General features: G+C 46.8%; 15 protein-coding genes and 1 other annotated feature. Of the genes, 14 read left to right on the top strand and 1 reads right to left on the bottom strand.

Features of this window, described 5'->3' with window-relative positions; all coding sequences use genetic code 11:
- Positions 1–682 precede the first annotated feature (682 nt).
- The 10 genes from hemB to MKY54_RS24800 all read left to right on the top strand — a co-directional run bounded on the left by hemB (position 683) and on the right by MKY54_RS24800 (position 15,834).
- Complete coding sequence (gene hemB, locus MKY54_RS24845; protein WP_076129402.1) at positions 683–1,681, top strand: porphobilinogen synthase; 999 nt, start codon at positions 683–685, stop codon at positions 1,679–1,681.
- Positions 1,682–1,778: 97 nt separating this feature from the next.
- Positions 1,779–3,065, top strand: a complete 1,287-nt coding sequence (gene hemL / locus MKY54_RS24840) for a glutamate-1-semialdehyde 2,1-aminomutase (protein WP_076129443.1) — start codon at positions 1,779–1,781, stop codon at positions 3,063–3,065.
- Entirely contained in the window at positions 3,062–3,997 is a 936-nt protein-coding gene (locus tag MKY54_RS24835; RefSeq protein WP_339188228.1) for an RluA family pseudouridine synthase, read from the top strand. The genes hemL and MKY54_RS24835 overlap by 4 nt, the downstream gene beginning before the upstream one ends.
- Positions 3,998–4,328: 331 nt before the next feature.
- Positions 4,329–5,696 (top strand): LysM peptidoglycan-binding domain-containing protein, encoded by a 1,368-nt coding sequence (locus tag MKY54_RS24830; RefSeq protein ID WP_076305449.1) that lies wholly within the window; start codon positions 4,329–4,331, stop codon positions 5,694–5,696.
- 194 nt (positions 5,697–5,890) lie between these two features.
- Positions 5,891–6,174 (top strand) — a binding site (T-box leader).
- A gap of 103 nt (positions 6,175–6,277) precedes the next feature.
- Positions 6,278–8,977, top strand: coding sequence for a valine--tRNA ligase (locus tag MKY54_RS24825; protein WP_076129400.1), 2,700 nt, complete (start codon positions 6,278–6,280; stop codon positions 8,975–8,977).
- Between the two features lie 5 nt (positions 8,978–8,982).
- Positions 8,983–10,359, top strand: coding sequence for a folylpolyglutamate synthase/dihydrofolate synthase family protein (locus tag MKY54_RS24820; protein ID WP_339188226.1), 1,377 nt, complete (start codon positions 8,983–8,985; stop codon positions 10,357–10,359).
- A gap of 6 nt (positions 10,360–10,365) precedes the next feature.
- Complete coding sequence (gene murC / locus MKY54_RS24815) at positions 10,366–11,742, top strand: UDP-N-acetylmuramate--L-alanine ligase (protein WP_036685137.1); 1,377 nt, start codon at positions 10,366–10,368, stop codon at positions 11,740–11,742.
- A gap of 209 nt (positions 11,743–11,951) precedes the next feature.
- Positions 11,952–13,118, top strand: a complete 1,167-nt coding sequence (locus MKY54_RS24810) for a GGDEF domain-containing protein (RefSeq protein WP_076129397.1) — start codon at positions 11,952–11,954, stop codon at positions 13,116–13,118.
- Positions 13,119–13,136: 18 nt separating this feature from the next.
- Positions 13,137–14,309, top strand: a complete 1,173-nt coding sequence (locus MKY54_RS24805; protein ID WP_143765076.1) for a GGDEF domain-containing protein — start codon at positions 13,137–13,139, stop codon at positions 14,307–14,309.
- A 337-nt stretch (positions 14,310–14,646) separates the two neighbouring features.
- Entirely contained in the window at positions 14,647–15,834 is a 1,188-nt protein-coding gene (locus MKY54_RS24800) for a glycosyltransferase (protein WP_339188223.1), read from the top strand.
- 92 nt (positions 15,835–15,926) lie between these two features.
- Here the strand turns inward: MKY54_RS24800 and MKY54_RS24795 are convergent, their stop codons facing one another.
- Positions 15,927–16,913 carry a diaminopimelate dehydrogenase gene (locus tag MKY54_RS24795; RefSeq protein WP_339191276.1) on the bottom strand — a complete coding sequence of 329 codons (987 nt, stop codon included), beginning with the start codon at positions 16,911–16,913 and terminating at the stop codon, positions 15,927–15,929.
- A 216-nt stretch (positions 16,914–17,129) separates the two neighbouring features.
- Between MKY54_RS24795 and MKY54_RS24790 the strand changes: the two genes are divergently transcribed.
- The 4 genes from MKY54_RS24790 (at position 17,130) to radC (ending at position 20,159) form a co-directional block, all read left to right on the top strand.
- A complete protein-coding gene (locus tag MKY54_RS24790; protein WP_076194477.1) occupies positions 17,130–18,368 on the top strand; it encodes an SPOR domain-containing protein in 1,239 nt (412 codons plus the stop codon).
- A 199-nt stretch (positions 18,369–18,567) separates the two neighbouring features.
- On the top strand, positions 18,568–18,813 hold the full coding sequence (locus tag MKY54_RS24785) for a DUF4321 domain-containing protein (protein WP_036685144.1): 246 nt from the start codon (positions 18,568–18,570) through the stop codon (positions 18,811–18,813).
- Between the two features lie 34 nt (positions 18,814–18,847).
- Positions 18,848–19,444 carry a Maf family protein gene (locus MKY54_RS24780; protein ID WP_076277490.1) on the top strand — a complete coding sequence of 199 codons (597 nt, stop codon included), beginning with the start codon at positions 18,848–18,850 and terminating at the stop codon, positions 19,442–19,444.
- Positions 19,445–19,469: 25 nt separating this feature from the next.
- Complete coding sequence (radC, locus tag MKY54_RS24775) at positions 19,470–20,159, top strand: DNA repair protein RadC (RefSeq protein WP_036685147.1); 690 nt, start codon at positions 19,470–19,472, stop codon at positions 20,157–20,159.
- The last annotated feature ends 22 nt before the right edge of the window (positions 20,160–20,181 follow it).

Below are 20,181 nucleotides of genomic sequence, written 5' to 3'. Positions count from 1 at the left end.
ATGTGAGTTGGTAGTTATTAAATAGTTCGTAGGTACATGTGAGTTCGTGGTTACATGTGTGTTGGTAGTTACTAAATAGTTCGTGGTTACATGTGAGTTTAGAGTTTGTTCGTAGTTACTAAATAGTTCGTGGTTACACGTGAGTGGGTAGTTATTAATGAGTTCGCGGTTACTTTTACTAACTAACATTTGTTAGTTTACTCGCCGTTATATCTACGCTCAAAAGTGCCACATCGCTACCTTCAAGTAACATATAAATTGAACCCGAACGTAGTTACTTATGGAGTTCGGAGGATAATATTTGGTTGTAAACTAACTGGTATGTAGAGAATATGCAGTAGGTTAATGTGAGCAGATCTGCTTGAGGTTTAGGTTTAGTTGTACTTTATACAATTAAATTTCCTATATATCAGCTAAAGCCGAGTTTAGTTGCAGTATGTGCAATTAAATATCCGCTAAATGAGGAATCTTCGCACTTTTGTAATAAATAACTGTAGAGAATGCAACTAAAGCTTACAATTAGGACAAAACATCGAGATAGTTGCACAAACTACAACTATACGTAGTTAGCCTGTGGTCGGCGGTTTGGTTGTAGCTAATTTAGACTTGGCTGCGGCTAGTTGTAGTTTGCTGCCAGACACATAATTTGGTTTTATATTTTATTTTTCAGGAGGATGAACAAATGAGCTTTCCAATTACACGTCACCGCCGTTTGCGCGGTTCTGCTGGAATTCGTGGCATGGTGCGGGAGACGATACTGAATGTGCTGGATATGGTACAGCCTATTTTTGTGACTTATGGAACAGGTGTGAAGAATGAGATTAGCTCGATGCCGGGTGTGTATCATTTTTCGCTGGATACCTTAAAAGCAGAAGTGGACGAGATTGCCGCACTAGGCATCCCGGCTGTATTATTGTTCGGGATTCCTGAGACGAAGGATGCTATCGGTTCTTCCGGTTTTGCAGAGGATGGAATTGTGCAAGAGGCTACTCGCTTGATCAAGCAGTGGTACCCAGAGCTGTTGGTCGTTGCAGATACCTGCCTTTGTGAATTTACGGATCACGGACATTGTGGAATGGTGCATACGCATACGGTGAATGGTGTGGTCCATGGCGATGTTATCAACGATGCTTCGCTGGAGCTTTTGACTCGTACGGCGGTATCCCAAGCAAAAGCTGGAGCAGATATTATCGCCCCTTCCAACATGATGGATGGATTCGTTCACGCAATTCGTGCGGGACTTGATGAGAACGGCTTTGAGCATGTGCCGATTATGTCGTATTCGGTCAAATATGCTTCGGCATTTTATGGCCCTTTCCGCGAAGCAGCGGATTCAGCACCACAGTTCGGGAATCGCAAAACATATCAAATGGACCCTGCCAATCTGCGCGAAGCACTTCGTGAAGCAGAATCCGATGTGCTGGAAGGCGCGGATATGTTAATGGTGAAGCCGGCTCTGGCTTACCTAGATGTGATTCGTACGATTCGTGATCAGTTTGATCTTCCTTTGGTGGCTTATAATGTGAGTGGAGAATATTCCATGGTAAAAGCAGCGGCACTGCAAGGCTGGATCGACGAGCAAGCCGTTGTGCTGGAAATGCTGACGGGCATGAAACGTGCTGGTGCGGACATTATTATTACTTATTTTGCAAAAGATGCAGCCCGCTGGCTGCGCGGCTAATCTTCATCACACCGACATCGCGGCAGCTAATATATGTTTGTACAAGCTTGTGTAACCAAGAAGAGAATAGGAGTGAAGATACATGAGTAATGTGCCAATGGCGCGTAAAGAGGAAGCGTCCCGGAAGGCTTTTGATGAAGCAAAACAATATATTCCCGGCGGGGTGAACAGCCCTGTACGGGCGTTTAAATCCGTAGGTCTGACTCCGATTTATGTGGATCATGGGATAGGTTCGCGAATTTTTGATATCGACGGCAACAGCTTTATCGACTATGTGCTCTCATGGGGTCCGCTGATTATGGGTCATGCGCATCCTGAGGTTGTGAAGGCATTGCAGGAGACGGCGGTAAAAGGGACAAGCTTTGGCGCTCCAACGCTACTCGAAACGGAAATGGCAAAAACTGTTGTTGAACGAGTGGCATCTGTAGATATCGTGCGCATGGTTAACTCTGGAACGGAAGCTACGATGAGCGCGATTCGTTTGGCACGTGGTTACACTGGGCGCAGCAAAATCTTGAAATTTGAAGGCTCCTACCACGGTCACGCCGATAGTCTGCTTATTAAGGCTGGCTCTGGCGTAGCTACATTGGGCTTGCCGGATAGCCCGGGTGTCCCAGAAGGCGTTGCAATGAATACCATTACGGTTCCTTACAATGATTTGGAGTCCACTCAGATTGCTTTCGAACGTTTTGGCAATGAGATTGCCGCAGTGATCGTAGAGCCGATTGCCGGCAACATGGGCGTGGTTCCACCGCTTCCAGGCTTCCTGGAAGGGCTTCGTAAATTAACTTCTGACAATGGTTCGCTGCTTATTTTTGATGAGGTTATGACAGGCTTCCGTGTTAATCGTGGCTGTGCTCAAGGCTTGTTCGGGATTACTCCGGATATAACTTGTTTTGGCAAAGTTATCGGCGGCGGACTTCCAGTGGGTGCTTATGGCGGCAAAAGAGAGATCATGGAGCAAATCGCTCCTACTGGACCGATTTATCAGGCGGGCACACTTAGTGGTAATCCATTGGCGATGGCAGCCGGATATACTACGCTCAAGCTGTTGACCCCGGAAGTATATGATCGTCTGGAACAATTGGGTGCACGTCTGGAAGCGGGTTTGAAAAAGAATTCAATTGAGACTGGCATTCCGCTCACTATCAACCGGGTGGGATCGATGGTTTGCCCATTCTTTACTGAAGGACCTGTAATCAATTTTGAAACGGCTAAGTCCAGTGACACGGATCTTTTCCGTCGTTATTTTGGTCATATGGTAAACCAAGGCATCAGTGTGCCACCTTCACAGTTTGAGGGGATGTTCATATCGGCTGCACATAGTGAGCAAGATATTGATGATACCATTGAGGGCCATTATAATGCCCTGAAGGCCCTTTGAGCATCGGAGCCGGAGAAAGAACCGGTGGTGGCGCTTGGACCCGGCGTGGAGAGTGGCTGGAGGTAACACCCGGGAAAATCATTACTGGAGCAGAGGATACGCAGGCAACGATTGACAAGTGGCTGTTAGAAACTGTAGGCATGCCCGAGAAACTTCATCTGCGGTTACGCCGCGAGGGAGGCATTCAGTGGAAAGGCGACCGGCTTCGGCTGGCGCTTTTTCCCGATCGTGATGCGGGGCTTGAACCGATATGGGAAGAGCTTGAGGTGCTGTATGAGGATGATTTTTGCCTGGTAGCTCATAAACCAGCTGGGCTGGCGGTACATCCAGATGGCAGTGGAACAGGTGTAACTCTGGATCACCTCGTAGCTGCGCATTATATCACTTCCGGCGAAAATGTGGCTGTGCGCCATATTCACCGCTTGGACAAAGATACAACGGGTCCGGTGATGTATGCGAAAAATGAGTTCGCACAGTTAGTCCTGGACGAGAATATGCGTGAAAAAAGCATCTCGCGGCACTACGCCGCGATCGTTGAAGGCATCGTGCCGCCTGCGCTTAAGGTGATCGATGCCCCGATTGGGCGCGATCGGCATCACGCTGCGCGCAGACGGGTCTCGCCCGGCGGACAATCTGCCGTGACGCGAATCATCGAGCGCGAGGCACTGCATGGCGGAAGCCTGGTGCATGTGCAGCTGGAGACTGGACGGACGCATCAGATTCGCGTTCATCTCAGCCATATGGGTCATCCCTTGTATGGGGATGAACTATATGGCGGTCCGGTTTGGGCTTCCAGCGCTGCCGGCCGCCATGCCCTGCATGGCGAGGCATTGTCCTTCCGCCATCCTTGGAGCGGAGAACAGCTGGAAGTCAGCGATCCGTGGCCGGAGGATATGCTGCAGCTGCGAGAGCTGCTGTCTGAAGCACCCTGACAGATACGTAAGTGGCTAAGGAACAGTAGAATCAGCAAAAGCTGGTTCTGCTGTTCTTTTTCTATTTTTTCAGAAAAAAAACATCTATCCATGTCTTATTCATAAAAGCAGCATATAATACTTTGTTCTTACGAAGTAGTGCATCTATCAGCAGGCTGAAGGTTTGGTGAGCTCTTAAATTCATGAAATTTATTAGCATCCTGTCCGGTTAGTACTACCAAAGTTGTCATGCCTCTCTGTTTGAAGCATATACATGTGGGGAGTAACATTTTGGGCTTATGCTCTGGGCCTGTCTCAGGGTTAGATTATGCCAAGAAGGAGGACATATCCCGTGTTTGATCAGTCCCACGGCTTGCGGTTTGATATTTACGAACGCATTCACCTTTCGGAAGAGCTTCCGGGAATAGCTGAGCTGGAGGAGGTTGAACTACTTCCGGAAATTCAGGTGATTCAGCGGGAGGATCGTGCCGAGTTATATGGTCAGCTGTTGCTTACCGGGCTTTACCGGAGTGAAGATGACCGAACACAACGTCTGGAGCATGCCATTCCCGTGGAAATCACTGTTCCGCTTACACGCGTCAGCTCGATTGAAGATATTGGGGTAGAGATTGAGAATTTTGATATCGATCTGCTCACGATGCGCACTGTGAATATAACAGGCGTATTATCGCTGCGGGGGATCGGTGGTGCGGACCCTCAACCTCAACCAGCCTGGCAGCAAGAGGAGTATACAGTCGCCTATTCTCCTGTGAATGATGACAGGGTAGAAGCTACTGCGGAGCTACAAGAACAGGAAAATGATGCGCTTTATGAAAATTCTCAGTGGACCTTCGGTGAGGATGCCTCACAGGTTGCTGTAGAAGAACATGAGCATGCCGAAGCGAATGAACAGGAAACAGAAGAATCATTAGTCTCAAGTGGAGTCGCTCATACGTCCCCTGTAGTCAATTTCTCATCCGGTCAGGAGAAGGACAAGGGAGCTAAAGCACGGACACATAGTCTGGATTCCCAAGTTGAGGATGCTAAAGCGGGTTTATCCGATTACTGGTTTAAAGCCGAGGCCCAGAACAAAGAGGTTGAGGTGTCTCAGCTGAATCAAGCAAGCTATGTGAGCGAAGAGAACCAACAGTCGGCAGAGGAATATTTTACTCCTAGAGAGACCGCTGTTCCAGCCGTTAGTGCAGATGCAATTCAGGATATCCCTGTGTTCGCTTCTGAAAATGAGGCTAATAATGCGCTTCCTAAGCAAGAAGAGAATACTGCGCCGATTAATGAGAATGCGAACGAAGTTTTTGTTTCACAAGAGAGTGTGGCTTCTCATGAGGAGAAACAAGATCTTAAGATCGCCTTGGGCAGTAAAAAAGAAGCAGAAATTCCGGAAAAAGAACATCTCACCTTCTCCTCTTTACTAAGCTCCAGTCGTGTCCGTAAAGAGCAGGAAGCTCTGCAGTCGGAAGGAAACACATCTGCAGCAGTGGACGTTCCAGAGGTTGGCAATAATACGGAATGGAAGAGCAGATTCATTGCCAGTGCGGATGGAGCTAACATGTTCCGCAAAGTTCGGCTGTGTATTGTGCAGCGTGAAGAAACACTGGATACCATAGCAGAGAAGTATCAGCTAAGTGCGCGGGAGCTGGTAATGTATAATCGCTTATCCGGGCAGAGTGTAGAGGAAGGTCAAGTGTTGTACATCCCGTAATCGAATCGTGATGCGTACACACATGAATAGGTGAATCCCGATCAGGTATTAGGATCGGGATTTTTGCTGTTTCATTGTTGGAAGGGATGCTTCAGAAGAAATAAGTCGAAATTCAGCCTAAAGTCCCGCTGCAAAGGCGTATCCAGGTTGACTAGGGGGGGCTCAAAATGTATTATGGAGTAAGCAATATCTAAGTAAAGACTGGGAACGGGAAGAGTAGGCGGTCAGCCCTTCAGAGAGCGGAATTGCAAGTGCTGTGACATTCCGTAGGAAACAGCCCCCGAAGTCGCCCCGGAGTCGCCCTTCTGAGCTTATCTTCATATTTGTGAAGGATAAGTTAGGTTGTGGCCGGTAGCAGCCGTTATCTGTACGAGTGTCGCGCTAAGCTTCTGAATCCGTAGGGTAAGAAGTGTAGTTTTATTTTTCATTGGCGCGAAACAAAGGTGGTACCGCGAAAGAATGACCTTTCGTCCTTTGAGACGAGGGGTCTTTTTGTTTTTTTCAGAGACCTGTGAGCTCTATACAGCAACTTTATTAACAACTATAAGCAACTACAAGTAAACTAGTGGAGGTATCAGAGAATGGCTGACCAAAACCATCTAACAGCGGCAGATGCTGCTGCTACGAATGAATCTAAAAACGAGATGCCAACAACGTATGATCCGAAGGCAGCAGAACAGAAATGGTATTCCTACTGGACAGAGGGCGGATATTTCCGCGCAGGCCAGCGTCCGGATGCTAAAGCCTATAGTATTGTGATCCCGCCGCCAAACGTAACGGGAATGCTGCACATCGGGCATGCGCTCGATTTCACATTACAGGATATCCTGATTCGTACTAAACGGATGCAGGGCTTCGATACGCTTTGGTTGCCAGGTACGGACCACGCAGGTATTGCAACACAAACGAAGGTAGAGCAGAAGCTGCGCGAGCAGGGGATTTCTAGACATGACCTCGGACGTGAGAAGTTCCTGGAGCAGGTGTGGGATTGGAAAGACAAATACGCGAACACCATTCATGAGCAGTGGGCAAAAATGGGACTTTCCCTTGACTACTCCCGCGAGCGTTTTACCCTCGATGAGGGTTTGTCGAAGGGAGTTCGCGAGGTATTTGTTAAGCTTTATAATAAAGGCTTGATCTATCGCGGTAAACGTATCATCAACTGGGACCCGGCGGCTCGTACGGCGTTGTCGGATATCGAGGTTGAATATAAGGAAGTTAACGGTCATCTGTACCACCTGCGTTACCCCCTTAAAGATGGCAGCGGACATATCACTGTAGCGACCACACGTCCGGAGACGATGCTGGGTGATACGGCAGTTGCTGTTCATCCTGAGGATGATCGTTATAAAGATCTGATTGGTAAAACCCTGATCCTGCCGATTATCGGCCGGGAGATTCCAATTATCGCTGACGAGTATGTAGATAAAGAGTTTGGTAGCGGTGCGGTTAAGATCACGCCAGCTCATGATCCAAATGACTTCGAGGTAGGTCAACGGCACAATTTGCCGCAGATCAACGTAATGGATGAGAGCGGTACGATGAACGAAGAAGCAGGACCTTACCAAGGTCAAGACCGGAGTGAATGCCGTAAGGCCATCACGGCGGATCTGAAGGAGCAAGGCGTTCTGATCTCTATTGAAGATCATGTGCATCAAGTTGGACACAGTGAACGTTCAGGAGCGGTTGTTGAGCCGTACCTGTCCACACAATGGTTCGTGAAGATGCAGCCGCTCGCCGAAGCTGCCATCAATGCACAGAAGGATGGTAATGGGGTTAACTTTGTACCTGAACGGTTCGAGAGAACCTACCTGAACTGGATTGAAAACGTACGCGACTGGTGTATTTCCCGTCAGCTTTGGTGGGGGCATCGTATTCCGGCTTGGTATTCTGAATCTACCGGTGAGCTGGTTGTGGCGAATGACGAGGAAGAAGCGCGCCGGATCAGCGGCTTAACCGACCTGAAACAGGACGAGGATGTTCTGGATACTTGGTTTAGCTCCAACCTCTGGCCGTTTGCAACCCTAGGCTGGCCGAATGAAGACAGTGCAGATTTCAAACGTTACTATCCGAACGATGTGCTCGTAACGGGCTACGATATTATTTATTTCTGGGTAGCGCGGATGATCTTCTCGGCACTGGAATTCACCGGAGAGAAACCATTCTCGGACGTATTGATGCATGGTTTGGTACGGGATGCTGAAGGACAAAAAATGTCCAAATCACTCGGCAACGGTGTAGATCCGCTTGAGGTTATCGAGAAGTATGGCGCAGATGCTATGCGTTATATGATTTCTACCGGCAGCACAGCGGGTCAGGATTTACGCTTCCGCTGGGAAAAGGTAGAGCAGGCGCGTAATTTCGCTAATAAGATCTGGAATGCGTCACGCTTCGCCCTCATGAATCTTGAAGGAGTTAGCTTCGAGAATATTGACATTACTGGGGAGCTAACTACGGCTGACCGTTGGATTTTACACCGTCTGAACGAAACTTCTCGTGAAATTACGCGTCTAATTGACTCGTACGAGTTCGGCGAGACCGGCCGCCAGCTGTACAACTTCATTTGGGACGATTTGTGTGACTGGTATATTGAGTTCGCGAAGCTGTCGCTTTACGGAACGGATGCCGCAGCCAAAGCGAAGACACAGTCCGTACTTGCTTATGTACTCGACCGCACGATGCGCTTGATCCATCCGTTTATGCCGTTTATTTCGGAGGAAATCTGGCAGCATCTGCCGCATGAAGGAGAGACAATCACTTTGGCTGCTTGGCCTGAGTATGATGCTGCTCTGGAGAACCCGCAAGCGGTAGCGGAAATGAACCTGCTGATGGATGTAATCCGGGCAGTTCGTAATATCCGTGCTGAAGTAAATGTACCGATGAGCAAAAAGGTTGATTTGATTATTAAAGCGAGCAATGAGGAAACACTGAGCATCATTACTCGTAACGACAACTACATCGGACGTTTCTGCAATACCTCTTCTTTCGAAGCTGGCCTGAATCCGGAAACGCCAGACAAGGTAATGTCCGCTGTAGTAACGGGAGCGGAACTGCTTCTGCCTTTGTCGGGGCTGATTGATATTGAACAAGAAATCGCTCGTCTGGAAAAAGAAGTGCAGACGCTGAACAGCGAAGTAGAACGCGTAGAGAAAAAGTTGAGCAATCAGGGCTTCGTGGCCAAAGCTCCCGCAAAAGTTATCGAAGAGGAGCAGGCGAAGCAGGCAGATTATTCTGCCAAACGTGAGAAAGTACTTGCCCGCATAGCAGAGCTGAGAGGATAAGAGACATGGATGACCTAAATCGGGGCGGGAGCACCGCCCCTCTTGCGACATATACCGAAGCGGTTAACTGGATCAAGGGCCTGATTCCTTTTGGAATCCGGCCAGGTTTAGACAGAATTGAGATGTTGATGGACAAGCTGGGAAACCCGCACCGTCGGCTGAAATTTATTCATGTGGCGGGTACCAACGGCAAAGGCTCCACCTGTGCTTTTTTGACAAGCGCACTTTTGCAAAGCGGCTATTCTGTCGGCACCTTCACGTCTCCGTATATTACGAAGTTCACGAACAGGTTCCAATATAATAATACGGACATTCCTGAAGAAACTCTTCTTGAGCTAGTGAATACCCTTCGTCCTTTGGTAGATGAGATTGCAGAAACGGAATTTGGCTCACCAACGATGTTTGAGGTAACTACAGCTGTGGCCATTCTATTTTTTGCGGGTGTTTCTTGTCCGGATGTTGTCGTATGGGAGACTGGGCTTGGGGGAAGGCTGGATGTAACGAACATCGTTACTCCGATCGTGTCGGTGATTACAAATGTCGGCCATGACCATATGGATATTCTGGGAGATACGCTTGAGAAGGTTGCAATGGAGAAAGCCGGGATTATCAAACCCGGTGTACCTGTTGTTAGCTGCGTAAATCAACCGGAAGTCGTGGCTGTACTCAAGGAGAAAGCGGCGGCTTGCCGCTCTACTCTTTATCTTGCCGGAGAAGATTTTAGCTATGAAGCTACTGGAATCCATGCGGATGTGCAGACCTTTAACTTTAAGGGTCCCTTCCGTTCGCTTGAACTTGGGATTGTGATGAAAGGCGAACACCAGATTAGCAATGCGGCAGGAGCCATGATGGTTCTTGAAGTTTTGCGCCAGTATATGGCGTTCATGCTAGAGGATGAAGATGTTCTGGAAGGATTGCGTCATGCATTTTGGGCTGGAAGGCTGGAAGAGGTAAGTAAATCTCCGAGGATCGTACTGGATGGAGCACATAATCCGGAAGGCGCGGAGAGCCTTGCCAAAAGCCTGCCACAGCTCTATAAATACGGTAAATTAAATTTACTTATGGGAATGATGGCAAATAAGCATCATGAATCCTACTTTAAGCATATACTGCCTATAGTGGATACGCTCATCCTGACCGAACCGGATTTCCAGAACAAAATGGACGCGGAGCATCTGCAGGTTATCGCAGAAAGTCTGCGGGATAAATATGCCAAGGTAAACTTGGTAATCATAGTAGAACATAATTGGGGAAAAGCGCTGCAACAACTGAAGTCGATTACAGCGGAGGATGACCTTGCCGTCGTATCTGGTACGCTGTATTTGATTTCTGACGTGCGCGGTACACTTTTGCAGCAACCCGATACTGAAAAAGGCTGGTGACGACTGTTGGATACTACTGAACGTGTGCATTTTATAGGGATCGGCGGCTACGGTATGAGCGCGATTGCCCGAGTAATGCTAGAAATGGGATATACGGTTACGGGCTCCGATGTGGCTGCCCAAGAATTGACGGATAAATTGATTGCTAAAGGTGCCAAGATTTATATTGGGCATACAGCAGAACAAGTAAAAGGTGCGGATCTCGTCGTGTACTCTACGGCTTTGTCCAGCGATAATGTGGAATGGGTGGAAGCAGAGCGTCTTAAGATTCCAATTCTGCACCGCTCACAAATGTTAGCCCGTTTATTGAACGAACGTAAAGGGGTAGCCGTTGCCGGAGCGCATGGTAAAACAACTACATCCTCTATGATCGCACTTGTAATGGAAGAGTGTGAAGTTGATCCTACGTATATTATCGGCGGAGAGATTATGAACGTCGGTACGAATGCAAAGGCAGGACAAGGCGATTATGTAGTGGCGGAAGCGGATGAGAGTGATGGCTCTTTCTTGCACTATCACCCTTGGCTTGGAATTGTCACGAATGTGGAAGCAGATCACTTGGAGAATTACGGCGGAGATTTTAACCGTCTCAAGGCTGCTTATGTACAGTTTATGAACCAGACCCGTGAAGACGGCACTGCGATTGTGTGTGCAGATGACGAGAATGTGATTTCTTTATTGCCTGAAGTGTCAGGTAAGGTGATTACTTACGGCATCAAGTCGAAGACTGCAGATTATATTGCCACAGACATCGTTCTTGGCGACCGTCAGGTTTCATATACGATGAACCATAATGGCGTAGTATTGGGACAAATTGAACTATCCGTGCCAGGCCAGTACAATCTGTATAATTCAATGGCTGCGGTTATCGCTTGTTTGAAGTCAGGAATCTCTTTTGAAAAAATCGCTGAAGCGATCGTGAAATTCCATGGTGCGAAGCGCCGTTTTCAAGTGCTCGGAGAAGTCGATGACATTCTGGTCATCGATGATTATGCGCATCACCCAACTGAAATTCAGGCGACAATCAGTGCTGCTAAGGCAACGGGGAAACGGATTATTGCCGTATTCCAACCTCAGCGGTATACACGTACGTTCTTCCTGCTAGATGCTTTCAGCCGCGCCTTTAGCGAAGCAGATGAGGTGATCATCACCGACATCTACTCTCCGGCAGGTGAGAAGCAGATTGAGGGGGTTACATCTGCGAAGCTGGTTGAGCTTATTGTGCAGAACAGTAACGCTGGTGCAAGACATCTGCCAACCAAAGAAGATGTGCTTGCTGATCTGAAACCTCGTATTGCCCCAGGTGACCTAGTGATTACGATGGGTGCAGGCGATATCTGGAAGGTTGGATACGCATTGGCGGACGGCTTGAAGAAGCGTTAATACAAACACAGGCCTACACGAGAATATTCATATTCTCTTGACCATAGCACTTCCCCCCGAGCTCCGTGCAGGGGGAAGTGCTTTTTTGTATACTTAAGCGGTGTATGTACATTCTAAAAAATGAAATAAATAGGGTATTTGCTGAACCAGCCATTGAGTGCTATAGTGCTGTCAGTAGAGGATCAATTTTTCCGTGTAGGTGGTGACTCATGGACTCCCAGCTTGATATCAAAACGTTAGTGTATTTATTTATTTTTGGAAATCTATTTATATTGCTGCTGATAACCAATTACCGGAGGAGCGCTCCTAAAGACAGGGCATCCACCTTATTCATACGCTCAAAGGCGGTGCAGCTGCTCTTCTGGTGTTCATTATTATTATGGGGTCATATCCCCCGCGCTTTATCCATTCCACTTAGCAACGCTTTGATTCTTTTAGGCTGCTGTCTGGAGATTATTGCTTTATTGCTGATGATGGGAATCCTTGGTCAGCGGATAAAGTTGTATTACATAACGCTTTCCATACTTAGTTCGATTACTTTTAGTATTGTTGCGATCTTCTTTCATCATTCCAGCTGGCGCATAGCCTGTACCTCACTATGGTCGATACTGTTTATTGTCTATCCAGCTTACCACCTCACGGTGAACCCCAAAGGCACCCCTCTTCAGAAGATACTCGGAATATTGTTTTACGCTTTTGCAGGGATTATGCTGCTCCGCGCGATTGTTGCATTGATCTGGGAGCCAGAGATGAACGTGTTCACAACTAATCTTTCGCAGTATTTATATTACCTGGGGATGTATTTATTGTTGATTGTGGGAGCCGCAGGCTTTATTCTACTTTCTAACGAGCATTCCTTTGTAAAACTGAAACGAATCGCTAGCTACGATGATTTGACTGGAATCCTAAACCGTGGAGCATTTCTTGAGGAAGCTGAGGTACGGCTTGAGAAGGCAGTTGCTGAGCAAGAGTACTTCTCGTTTATGCTGCTGGATTTGGATCATTTCAAAGAAATCAATGATACATACGGCCATGATACCGGCGATGTTGTTCTGGAAGAATTCGCATTGACGATTAAGGACAACCTCGAAAACAGCGATTTATTTGGCAGGCTTGGCGGCGAGGAATTTGCAGTTATCCTTTGCGGGCTGGATGAAGCTAGCTGTGACCGGAAAGCTGAAGTGTTACGAAAGGCAGTAATGAAGACGCCTACACAAAAACTTTTACAAGGCTATACAGTTAGTATAGGTGTAATTACAATCATACCGGATCAGGAGATCTGGATAAATAAGCTGTACAAGCTGAGCGATAAAGCGTTATACCAAGCCAAACAAGAAGGAAGAAACCGAGTGGTCAGATACAATTATATTTATTGAGCATGGAGAATACAGGGGGTGAAATTCACTAACATGCATCTGGATCTCAAGACACTGCTGGTCTGCCTCTTTATGTGGCAATCCTTTACGGTATTGCTTATTGTCGTCTATCGTTTGCGTTACGCGCAGGAACGGACTTCTACCTTGTTTGTCACGGCAAAATATTTGCAGCTGGCAGCTTTAATTCTCCTTTTGCTGAATGATTTCACAGACTCACGACTTCCCATTCCAATCAGTATGCTGCTTGCTTTAGCTGGAGGTACGCTGGAAAGCTTAGCGCTTCTGATGCTTCTCAGAGTTTTTGGGAGTAGGATTGAACGATATTATACGATCCTGTTCGGAGTATCCATTGTCATCGTAGTGCTACTGCATATAATTATGCCAGATGAGCGGTTGGTTATGGCTGCAACTTGTCTATTTGGGATTATGATCATAGCGTTGCCAGCTTATATATTAGCTGTGAAGATTAGAGAGACCTCTCTCCAGCGAACCATAGGATTGTTGTACTTTGTTGTAATTTTAGCGCTGGTTAGCAAGGGACTTGAACCGTTTTATTCGATGTTAGGATGGAATGCACAGACCTCTCACTGGCTGCAGATATTTTTTTATCTGGGGATTTATTTGCTTATGTTCTTAGGAACTGCAGGAATCATGCTGCTTTATAGGGAGGATTCCTTTACAGAATTGGAACGGGTGGCCACTTATGATGTGTTGACAGGTATTTTGAATCGCAGATCCTTTGTACAGCGCGCCCGGCCTTTAATAGCTGCCTCAGCGATGAAGAAGCTGCCGTATTCTTTTTTACTGCTGGATGTGGATCACTTTAAACGCATAAACGATACCTACGGCCACAATACCGGCGACCACGTTCTAAAAGATCTGGCTCATAAAATAAAACAGCAGCTTGGCAATGGTGATCTGTTCGGAAGATTCGGTGGTGAGGAGTTCACTGTGCTGCTGCATAGAGCTGATGAACAAAACAGTGATATGATTGCAGAGCGGATGCGCACAGCCGTTACAGGGGCGGTCATTCATGGTGTACCCTTGCATTACACGATAAGTGTTGGCATCATCACGGTGGATTCAGGTGAACGATACGCATTGAACACTCTTTATAAACTTAGTGACACTGCATTGTATCAGGCTAAGAAAAAGGGCCGGAACTGTGTAGTTAGAAGCTACGACAACTAAAGTGTCTTCCTTTCGACATTAAGCGAGGGAGATGCTTTTTTTGTATGCAAAGAGTCGTAGTACATATTACCTAACGATTACGAATTCTATCCATAGAGCAATTCATGATTATGTATGGCGTAAAAAAAGGGGTTTTAGTCTATATTTTAGAAAATGTGGCGTTTTATAAGGGTAAATCGTGATAGAATTTTGGAAACTCAGAAAAAAACTTAAAAAATTTTAGACTTCTCCTATAAATCGACAAAACTTTTAATTGAAATGAGTTACTATTGAACTGCATCTAAAGTTTCAGTTAGTAGATGGGGGTTTTTATTACAAAATACAAGGAGCCAGAGTCATGCGAGAAAGAATGCTGTTCCTATCAGCCCAGAATCAAAGCGCAGAGGATCTAGAAGGAGAAATGAGAACAGGGAGTATTCTCGAGATTTTGCTTGGGAAATTTGATATAGATTTGCTGACGTACGGCAGTGCCAACCAAACCGTGTCTATAAATGAGCGGACGGCACTTACGGTTCATAACATTAATGAAGATTATACGACCTGGAGGCCAATGCTGCGCCCCTTACATAAACTGCGGAATTTCTCAAATTTAAGTCATATAGATAAAGATATGAAGAACACTATTTTAGAGCTTTGCCGTTCGAATAATTACAAGCATGTATTTATATCGCATGTCCTATTGGGTAAATGCATTGATATGGTGCGGAACTTGCTTCCAGAAGCCAGTGTGATCACAGATACCTATAGTTTTGCAAACGGAAGCGGAGGATCTGCCGGAGAGGCAGGAAAGTTAAGCAGGAAGAATCCATATAATAAACTCAATGCCGCTTGGGATCGTAGGAATAAACGGCGATTAATGAATAAAACGGGTCTACTTTTAGCAACCTCGGAATGGGATGCACTAGCGTTCAAATCTCTATCATTTGCGGATGCCCGTAAGGTTCATGTTGTCCCCCATTTCATTAAGATGAATGAGTATGAGACTTTTGCAGAGCCTGTAACTAAAGAAAATTCAATTGTGCTGCACTGGAATATGAATATGAGACTGGGAATAGATGCAGCCCGAGTATTCTTTAAAAAAACCTATCCCATGATTAAGGAGCAAGTGCCCGATATCAAAAGTTATATTATCAGCTCAGAGGTTCACCCGGAGGTCATGACTTTGATTAAGGAAGATGAATCGGTCATAGTCACTGGATCAGTAAATTCCTCTAATGAATACATACGACGTTCTAAAGCTGTTCTGGTGCCCATCCTTGAAGGCTGCGAAGTTTCTAGAAATATACTAGAATCCTGGGCGCTTAAAACCCCGGTGGTTACTAGCTCTATCATGTGTGAGAAGCTGAATTGTGAGCATAACCGAAATATTTTGCTGGCTAATACCTCGGTTGAGGTGGTTGGAAGTGTACTGAATTTACTGAAAAATCCTGAGCTTGGTGCTATTATTGCGGATCGTGCGCATGAGACTTTGTTGAAGAATTACGAAATGAATCATGTTAAGAGTAAGATTCTTAGTCTTGTATAGAGGGTTGTCAGACATGATGCTTGCCGCTCTGGACAACAAATAACCCGCGAGGACCATTAAAAGTCCTACGCGGGTTATTTGTTGACAGGATTTTAGAGTAAGTTGCGGCGCAGTTCTTCTGGTGATTTCGGAGACAACATCCCAAGTGGAATATCGAATACAGTACGCGCTCCGCTTTGACCTTCTTGACTCATACGCTGAGCAGCTCTGGCATAAGCCACAAGCACACTAGCTGTAAATTCAGGATTGCTCTCCAGCTTCAGGCCAAATTCAACAATTTGTTTCGTGCCTTCTCCTGTTACCCCACTGCGAATAACAAACCCGCCGTGCGGAATACCGCTATGCTGAGCTGCCAGTTCTTCTTCAGTGATGAAAGTAACTGTAGTATCATAATCTGCAAAATAGTTCGGCATATTCACGATTTCTTCGCGAATGCGCTCTTGATCTGCACCTGTCTCAGCTACTACAAAACACTCTCTAAGATGTTTTTCACGAGTAGTGAGTTCTGGTGTTTCACCCGCACGGATGGCCTCGATAACCTCTTGTACTGGAACAGTATACTGTACGCCACCTTTAACGCCTTCTACTCTGCGAATGGCATCAGAGTGACCTTGGCTGACGCCTTTACCCCAGAAAGTATATTCTTTACCTTGTGGAAGAATAGCTTCAGCTAGCAGACGGTTCATGGAGAACAGGCCTGGATCCCAGCCCGTAGAAATTACGCTGAGTGTTCCGCCTTGTTTAGCTGCGGCATCAACGGTCGCAAAGAACTCAGGGATTTTGGCATGAGTGTCAAAGCTGTCCACGGTATTAAACATCCGGGCAATAGCTGGTGTCTGTTCTGGCAGATCGGTAGCCGATCCTCCGCACAGAATCATAACATCTACTTTTCCCTTATATTGTTCGACGGCAGAGATATGCTCGAATTTCACACCGGTTTCACTGGCTTCCAGTTGTCCAGGCTCTCTGCGCGTAAAGATCGCAACCAGCTCGATATCTTCACTTTGGTTAATGGCCTTACGTACACCTTTTCCTAAATTACCGTAGCCCACAATTGCTGCTTGAATTTTTTGTTTCAGAAAAAGCCCTCCTAAACTGTAATGAACTAAAATCCTATTTCTAGCTTAACTAGTATAGTGCACACTTTTAGCTCTTTTTATATAGTATATAAAAGTTACATGTAATGTAAACTGAATCCGTATAACTTTCATTATTCATTTGGCTATAAAAATAGCATATCTCTCTATTGTCTATCATATATTTCCATATAGATTAGATGAGGTGAGGTGTTACTGTTGAATAACGGAAGAATGACATTCCGATTTGACGTGAATAAGGACGAGCCTAAGCCAAAACCGCAGGTAGTGGAGCGCTGGTCCAGTGGCGGACTGGGTACAGCTGAAGAATATGCAGAGGAGTTGCGCAAGGAGGTCGGTCCAGCACAGCAGCATACTTGGGTGCAAGAACCTGATCTACGCTCTACGCGTGAGGCACCGCCGGAGGATGCTTACGACTATTACTCAGGAACTGTAGATCCACGCCAGCAAGAATGGGACGAACAGGATAGAGATTTCAGAAATACGCAGCAATCGTATCTGCTCTCAGATTTGGTACTAGATGACAGAGATAAATCAGCAGAGGTTTACACGGGAGGTTATGGGGGCTCATATCATACTCGTCGCCCATCGTATTGGTGGAAATTATCCCTGTCTGTGGTGGGGGCCATCGGCACAGGTCTACTGCTTGGGTATGCGGCGCTTTCCTTTTTTTATGGAGGAAACATGGATAGTAGTTCAGGAACCGGGATAACAGATACATTGGCTACTTCAGGGCAGACTTCCGGAGCTAATGATCCAGCAGGTGTAGGAACCTCGGGATTGCCGGTTACGGGCACAGATGATGCTGGCAAAAACAGTATTCCTGTTCAAGTGGCTGCGCAAAGCTACTACCTGCTGCAGTATGGCGTATTCAGTACGCCGGCAGGCGCGGAACAAGCTAGACAAGAGCTGTTGGACGCTGGCTTGGCTGCGGGCTTGGACCCTGCTGACGGAAATCGTGTATATGCCGGAATGTCCTCTGACCGTGAACAAGCTAAGCTGCTCAGCAGTGGACTGAAGAATCAAGGGATTGAGCTTTATGTAAGAGAGGTGGATCTTCCCGGAGTGGAACGATTAGGATTTGCCGGAAATGCGGAGGCTGTGAATAGTTATTTTGCGGTGAGTGGACAGTTGCTCAGTGAACTAAGCAGTCAATCCGCTTCTTTACTCAGTGGCGGACAAACGGATGCGGCAGCTAATACCTCAGCTGTGAGTGATCTTCATCTCCAATGGAGTGAAGCTGTTAAAGCTCTGGAGCAAGGCATAACGCCTGAAGCCAAAAGCATTTGCGCAGCGCTAGAGAAATCTATGAGCCAAGGAATTTCAGCACTGAGTGAATATAACAAGAACAAGGCGCAAGCCCTGCTTTGGGAAGTGCAGGAATCCATGCTGAGCTTCTTGACCAGCCAAAAACAGCTGCTGTCTGCTATGAATTGAATGCTTGGATTGCGGATTCAAAATAACAACAAGTCTCCGGGGAATTGGGGGCTTGTTGTTTTTTTCGGAGAAGGGTATCGTTCCGCAACTTTTAGGGCAAAAGGTGGTAAACATTACCGTAGGGGATTTTACGTTTGTATTGATCACCGTTTCACCGTATAATAATTAGGGTGTCAAAAAATGGCGAGGGAAGACTGAGATGAAGAAGAAAAATGTAGGAACACTGCTGTTATTTCTAATTCTAGGCTGGCTGGCTGGAGCCTGGATCGCCAAGCTGCTGCAGCCCGTAAAGGCTCTGTCTTTTCTAACAACATCGACTGTGCTCAAATGGTCTCCGCGAGCCGATTTAGACATCATAACCTATGACATCACTATTCATTTGAAATTGTGCATGCTTAGTCTCGCCGGTATTATTACAGCTGTATGGCTGTACCGCAGACTGTAACTCTCGTTACTGAGCAAGAAGGGACGTTTACAACGTGGACAACTCACCACTCATTATTCTAGCCTCAGGTTCACCGCGTCGACGTGAGCTGTTATCCTTACTGGGTTTACCCTTTGAGGTCATTACCAGCGAAGCTGATGAGAGCACACCGCCGGATTGGACGCCGGAGAGAATCGTGCGCAGTCTAGCTTTGCGAAAAGCAGAAGCCGTAGTAGCTACAGCCGGAGAGCGTAACGCAGTCATTATAGGAAGCGACACAATTGTTGTACTAGATAATACTGTGCTAGGCAAACCGGTGGACAAGCTGGACAGCAAAGCGATGCTTACCAGACTTCAGGGCCGAACTCATAAGGTATACACGGGTGTAGCCTGCCTCGGACTCCCGAATGGGAAGACTATAGTGGAGCACCGTGTTACTTCCGTAACGATGAGGGCAATGACTGAAGAGGAAATTGCTGCTTATATAGCTACGGGAGAGCCCGCTGATAAGGCTGGCTCTTATGCGATACAAGGGCTTGGGTCCATTTTGGTGGAACGAATTGAAGGCTGTTATTTCAATGTAGTCGGATTGCCTTTGTCGCTTCTTGGCGAAATGCTATCCGAGTTCGGTATAACTGTATTGATCCGGTAGGAAGCCTGGGGAAAGAGGGATAGGGATGGAGTCGCAACCAATTATGCTGCGGGACCTCCCCCATGAAGAACGACCTAGAGAGCGCATGATGCATTATGGGGCGGAATCATTAAGTCAAGCGGAGTTGTTAGCCATTCTGCTGCGTACGGGAACACGCCGCGAGTCGGCTATTCATATTGCACAGCAGATGCTGGGGAAGATCGGTGGCCTGCGTGGGCTAGTTGACCTTAGCATCGAAGAACTGACCAAAATCAACGGTATCGGTCCTGCCAAGGCCGTACAACTAAAAGCAGGCATCGAACTGGGAAGGCGCCTTGCGAATTCCAGGTTCAATATGCCGGTCATTATCCGCTGTCCTGGGGACGCTGCTGAGATTCTGACTGAGCAATTGCGTTATTTGCAAAAGGAGCATTTTGTCTGTCTGTTTCTGAACACGAAGAATCATGTGATTGGACAAGAAACATTGTCCATGGGCAGCCTGAATGCTTCGATCGTTCATCCTCGTGAGGTATTCAGAGCAGCTATAAAATGCAGTAGCGCCTCTATTATATGCGCGCACAATCATCCTAGTGGTGATCCAACACCTAGTCCAGAAGATATTTCCCTAACTGCTAGATTGCTTCAGGCAGGCGAGATTATCGGAATAGATGTGCTGGACCATCTAATTATCGGAGATAGCAGTTTCGTAAGCTTGAAAGAAAAAGGACATATGTAATATAAATGTAGATTTACTTAGG

This window comes from Paenibacillus sp. FSL P2-0121, from assembly GCF_037975345.1.
In the GTDB taxonomy this organism is placed as follows: Bacteria; Bacillota; Bacilli; order Paenibacillales; family Paenibacillaceae; genus Paenibacillus_AQ; species Paenibacillus_AQ odorifer.
Note: the sequence above shows the minus strand (reverse complement) of the source record. Positions and strands in the feature narration are given on the sequence as shown.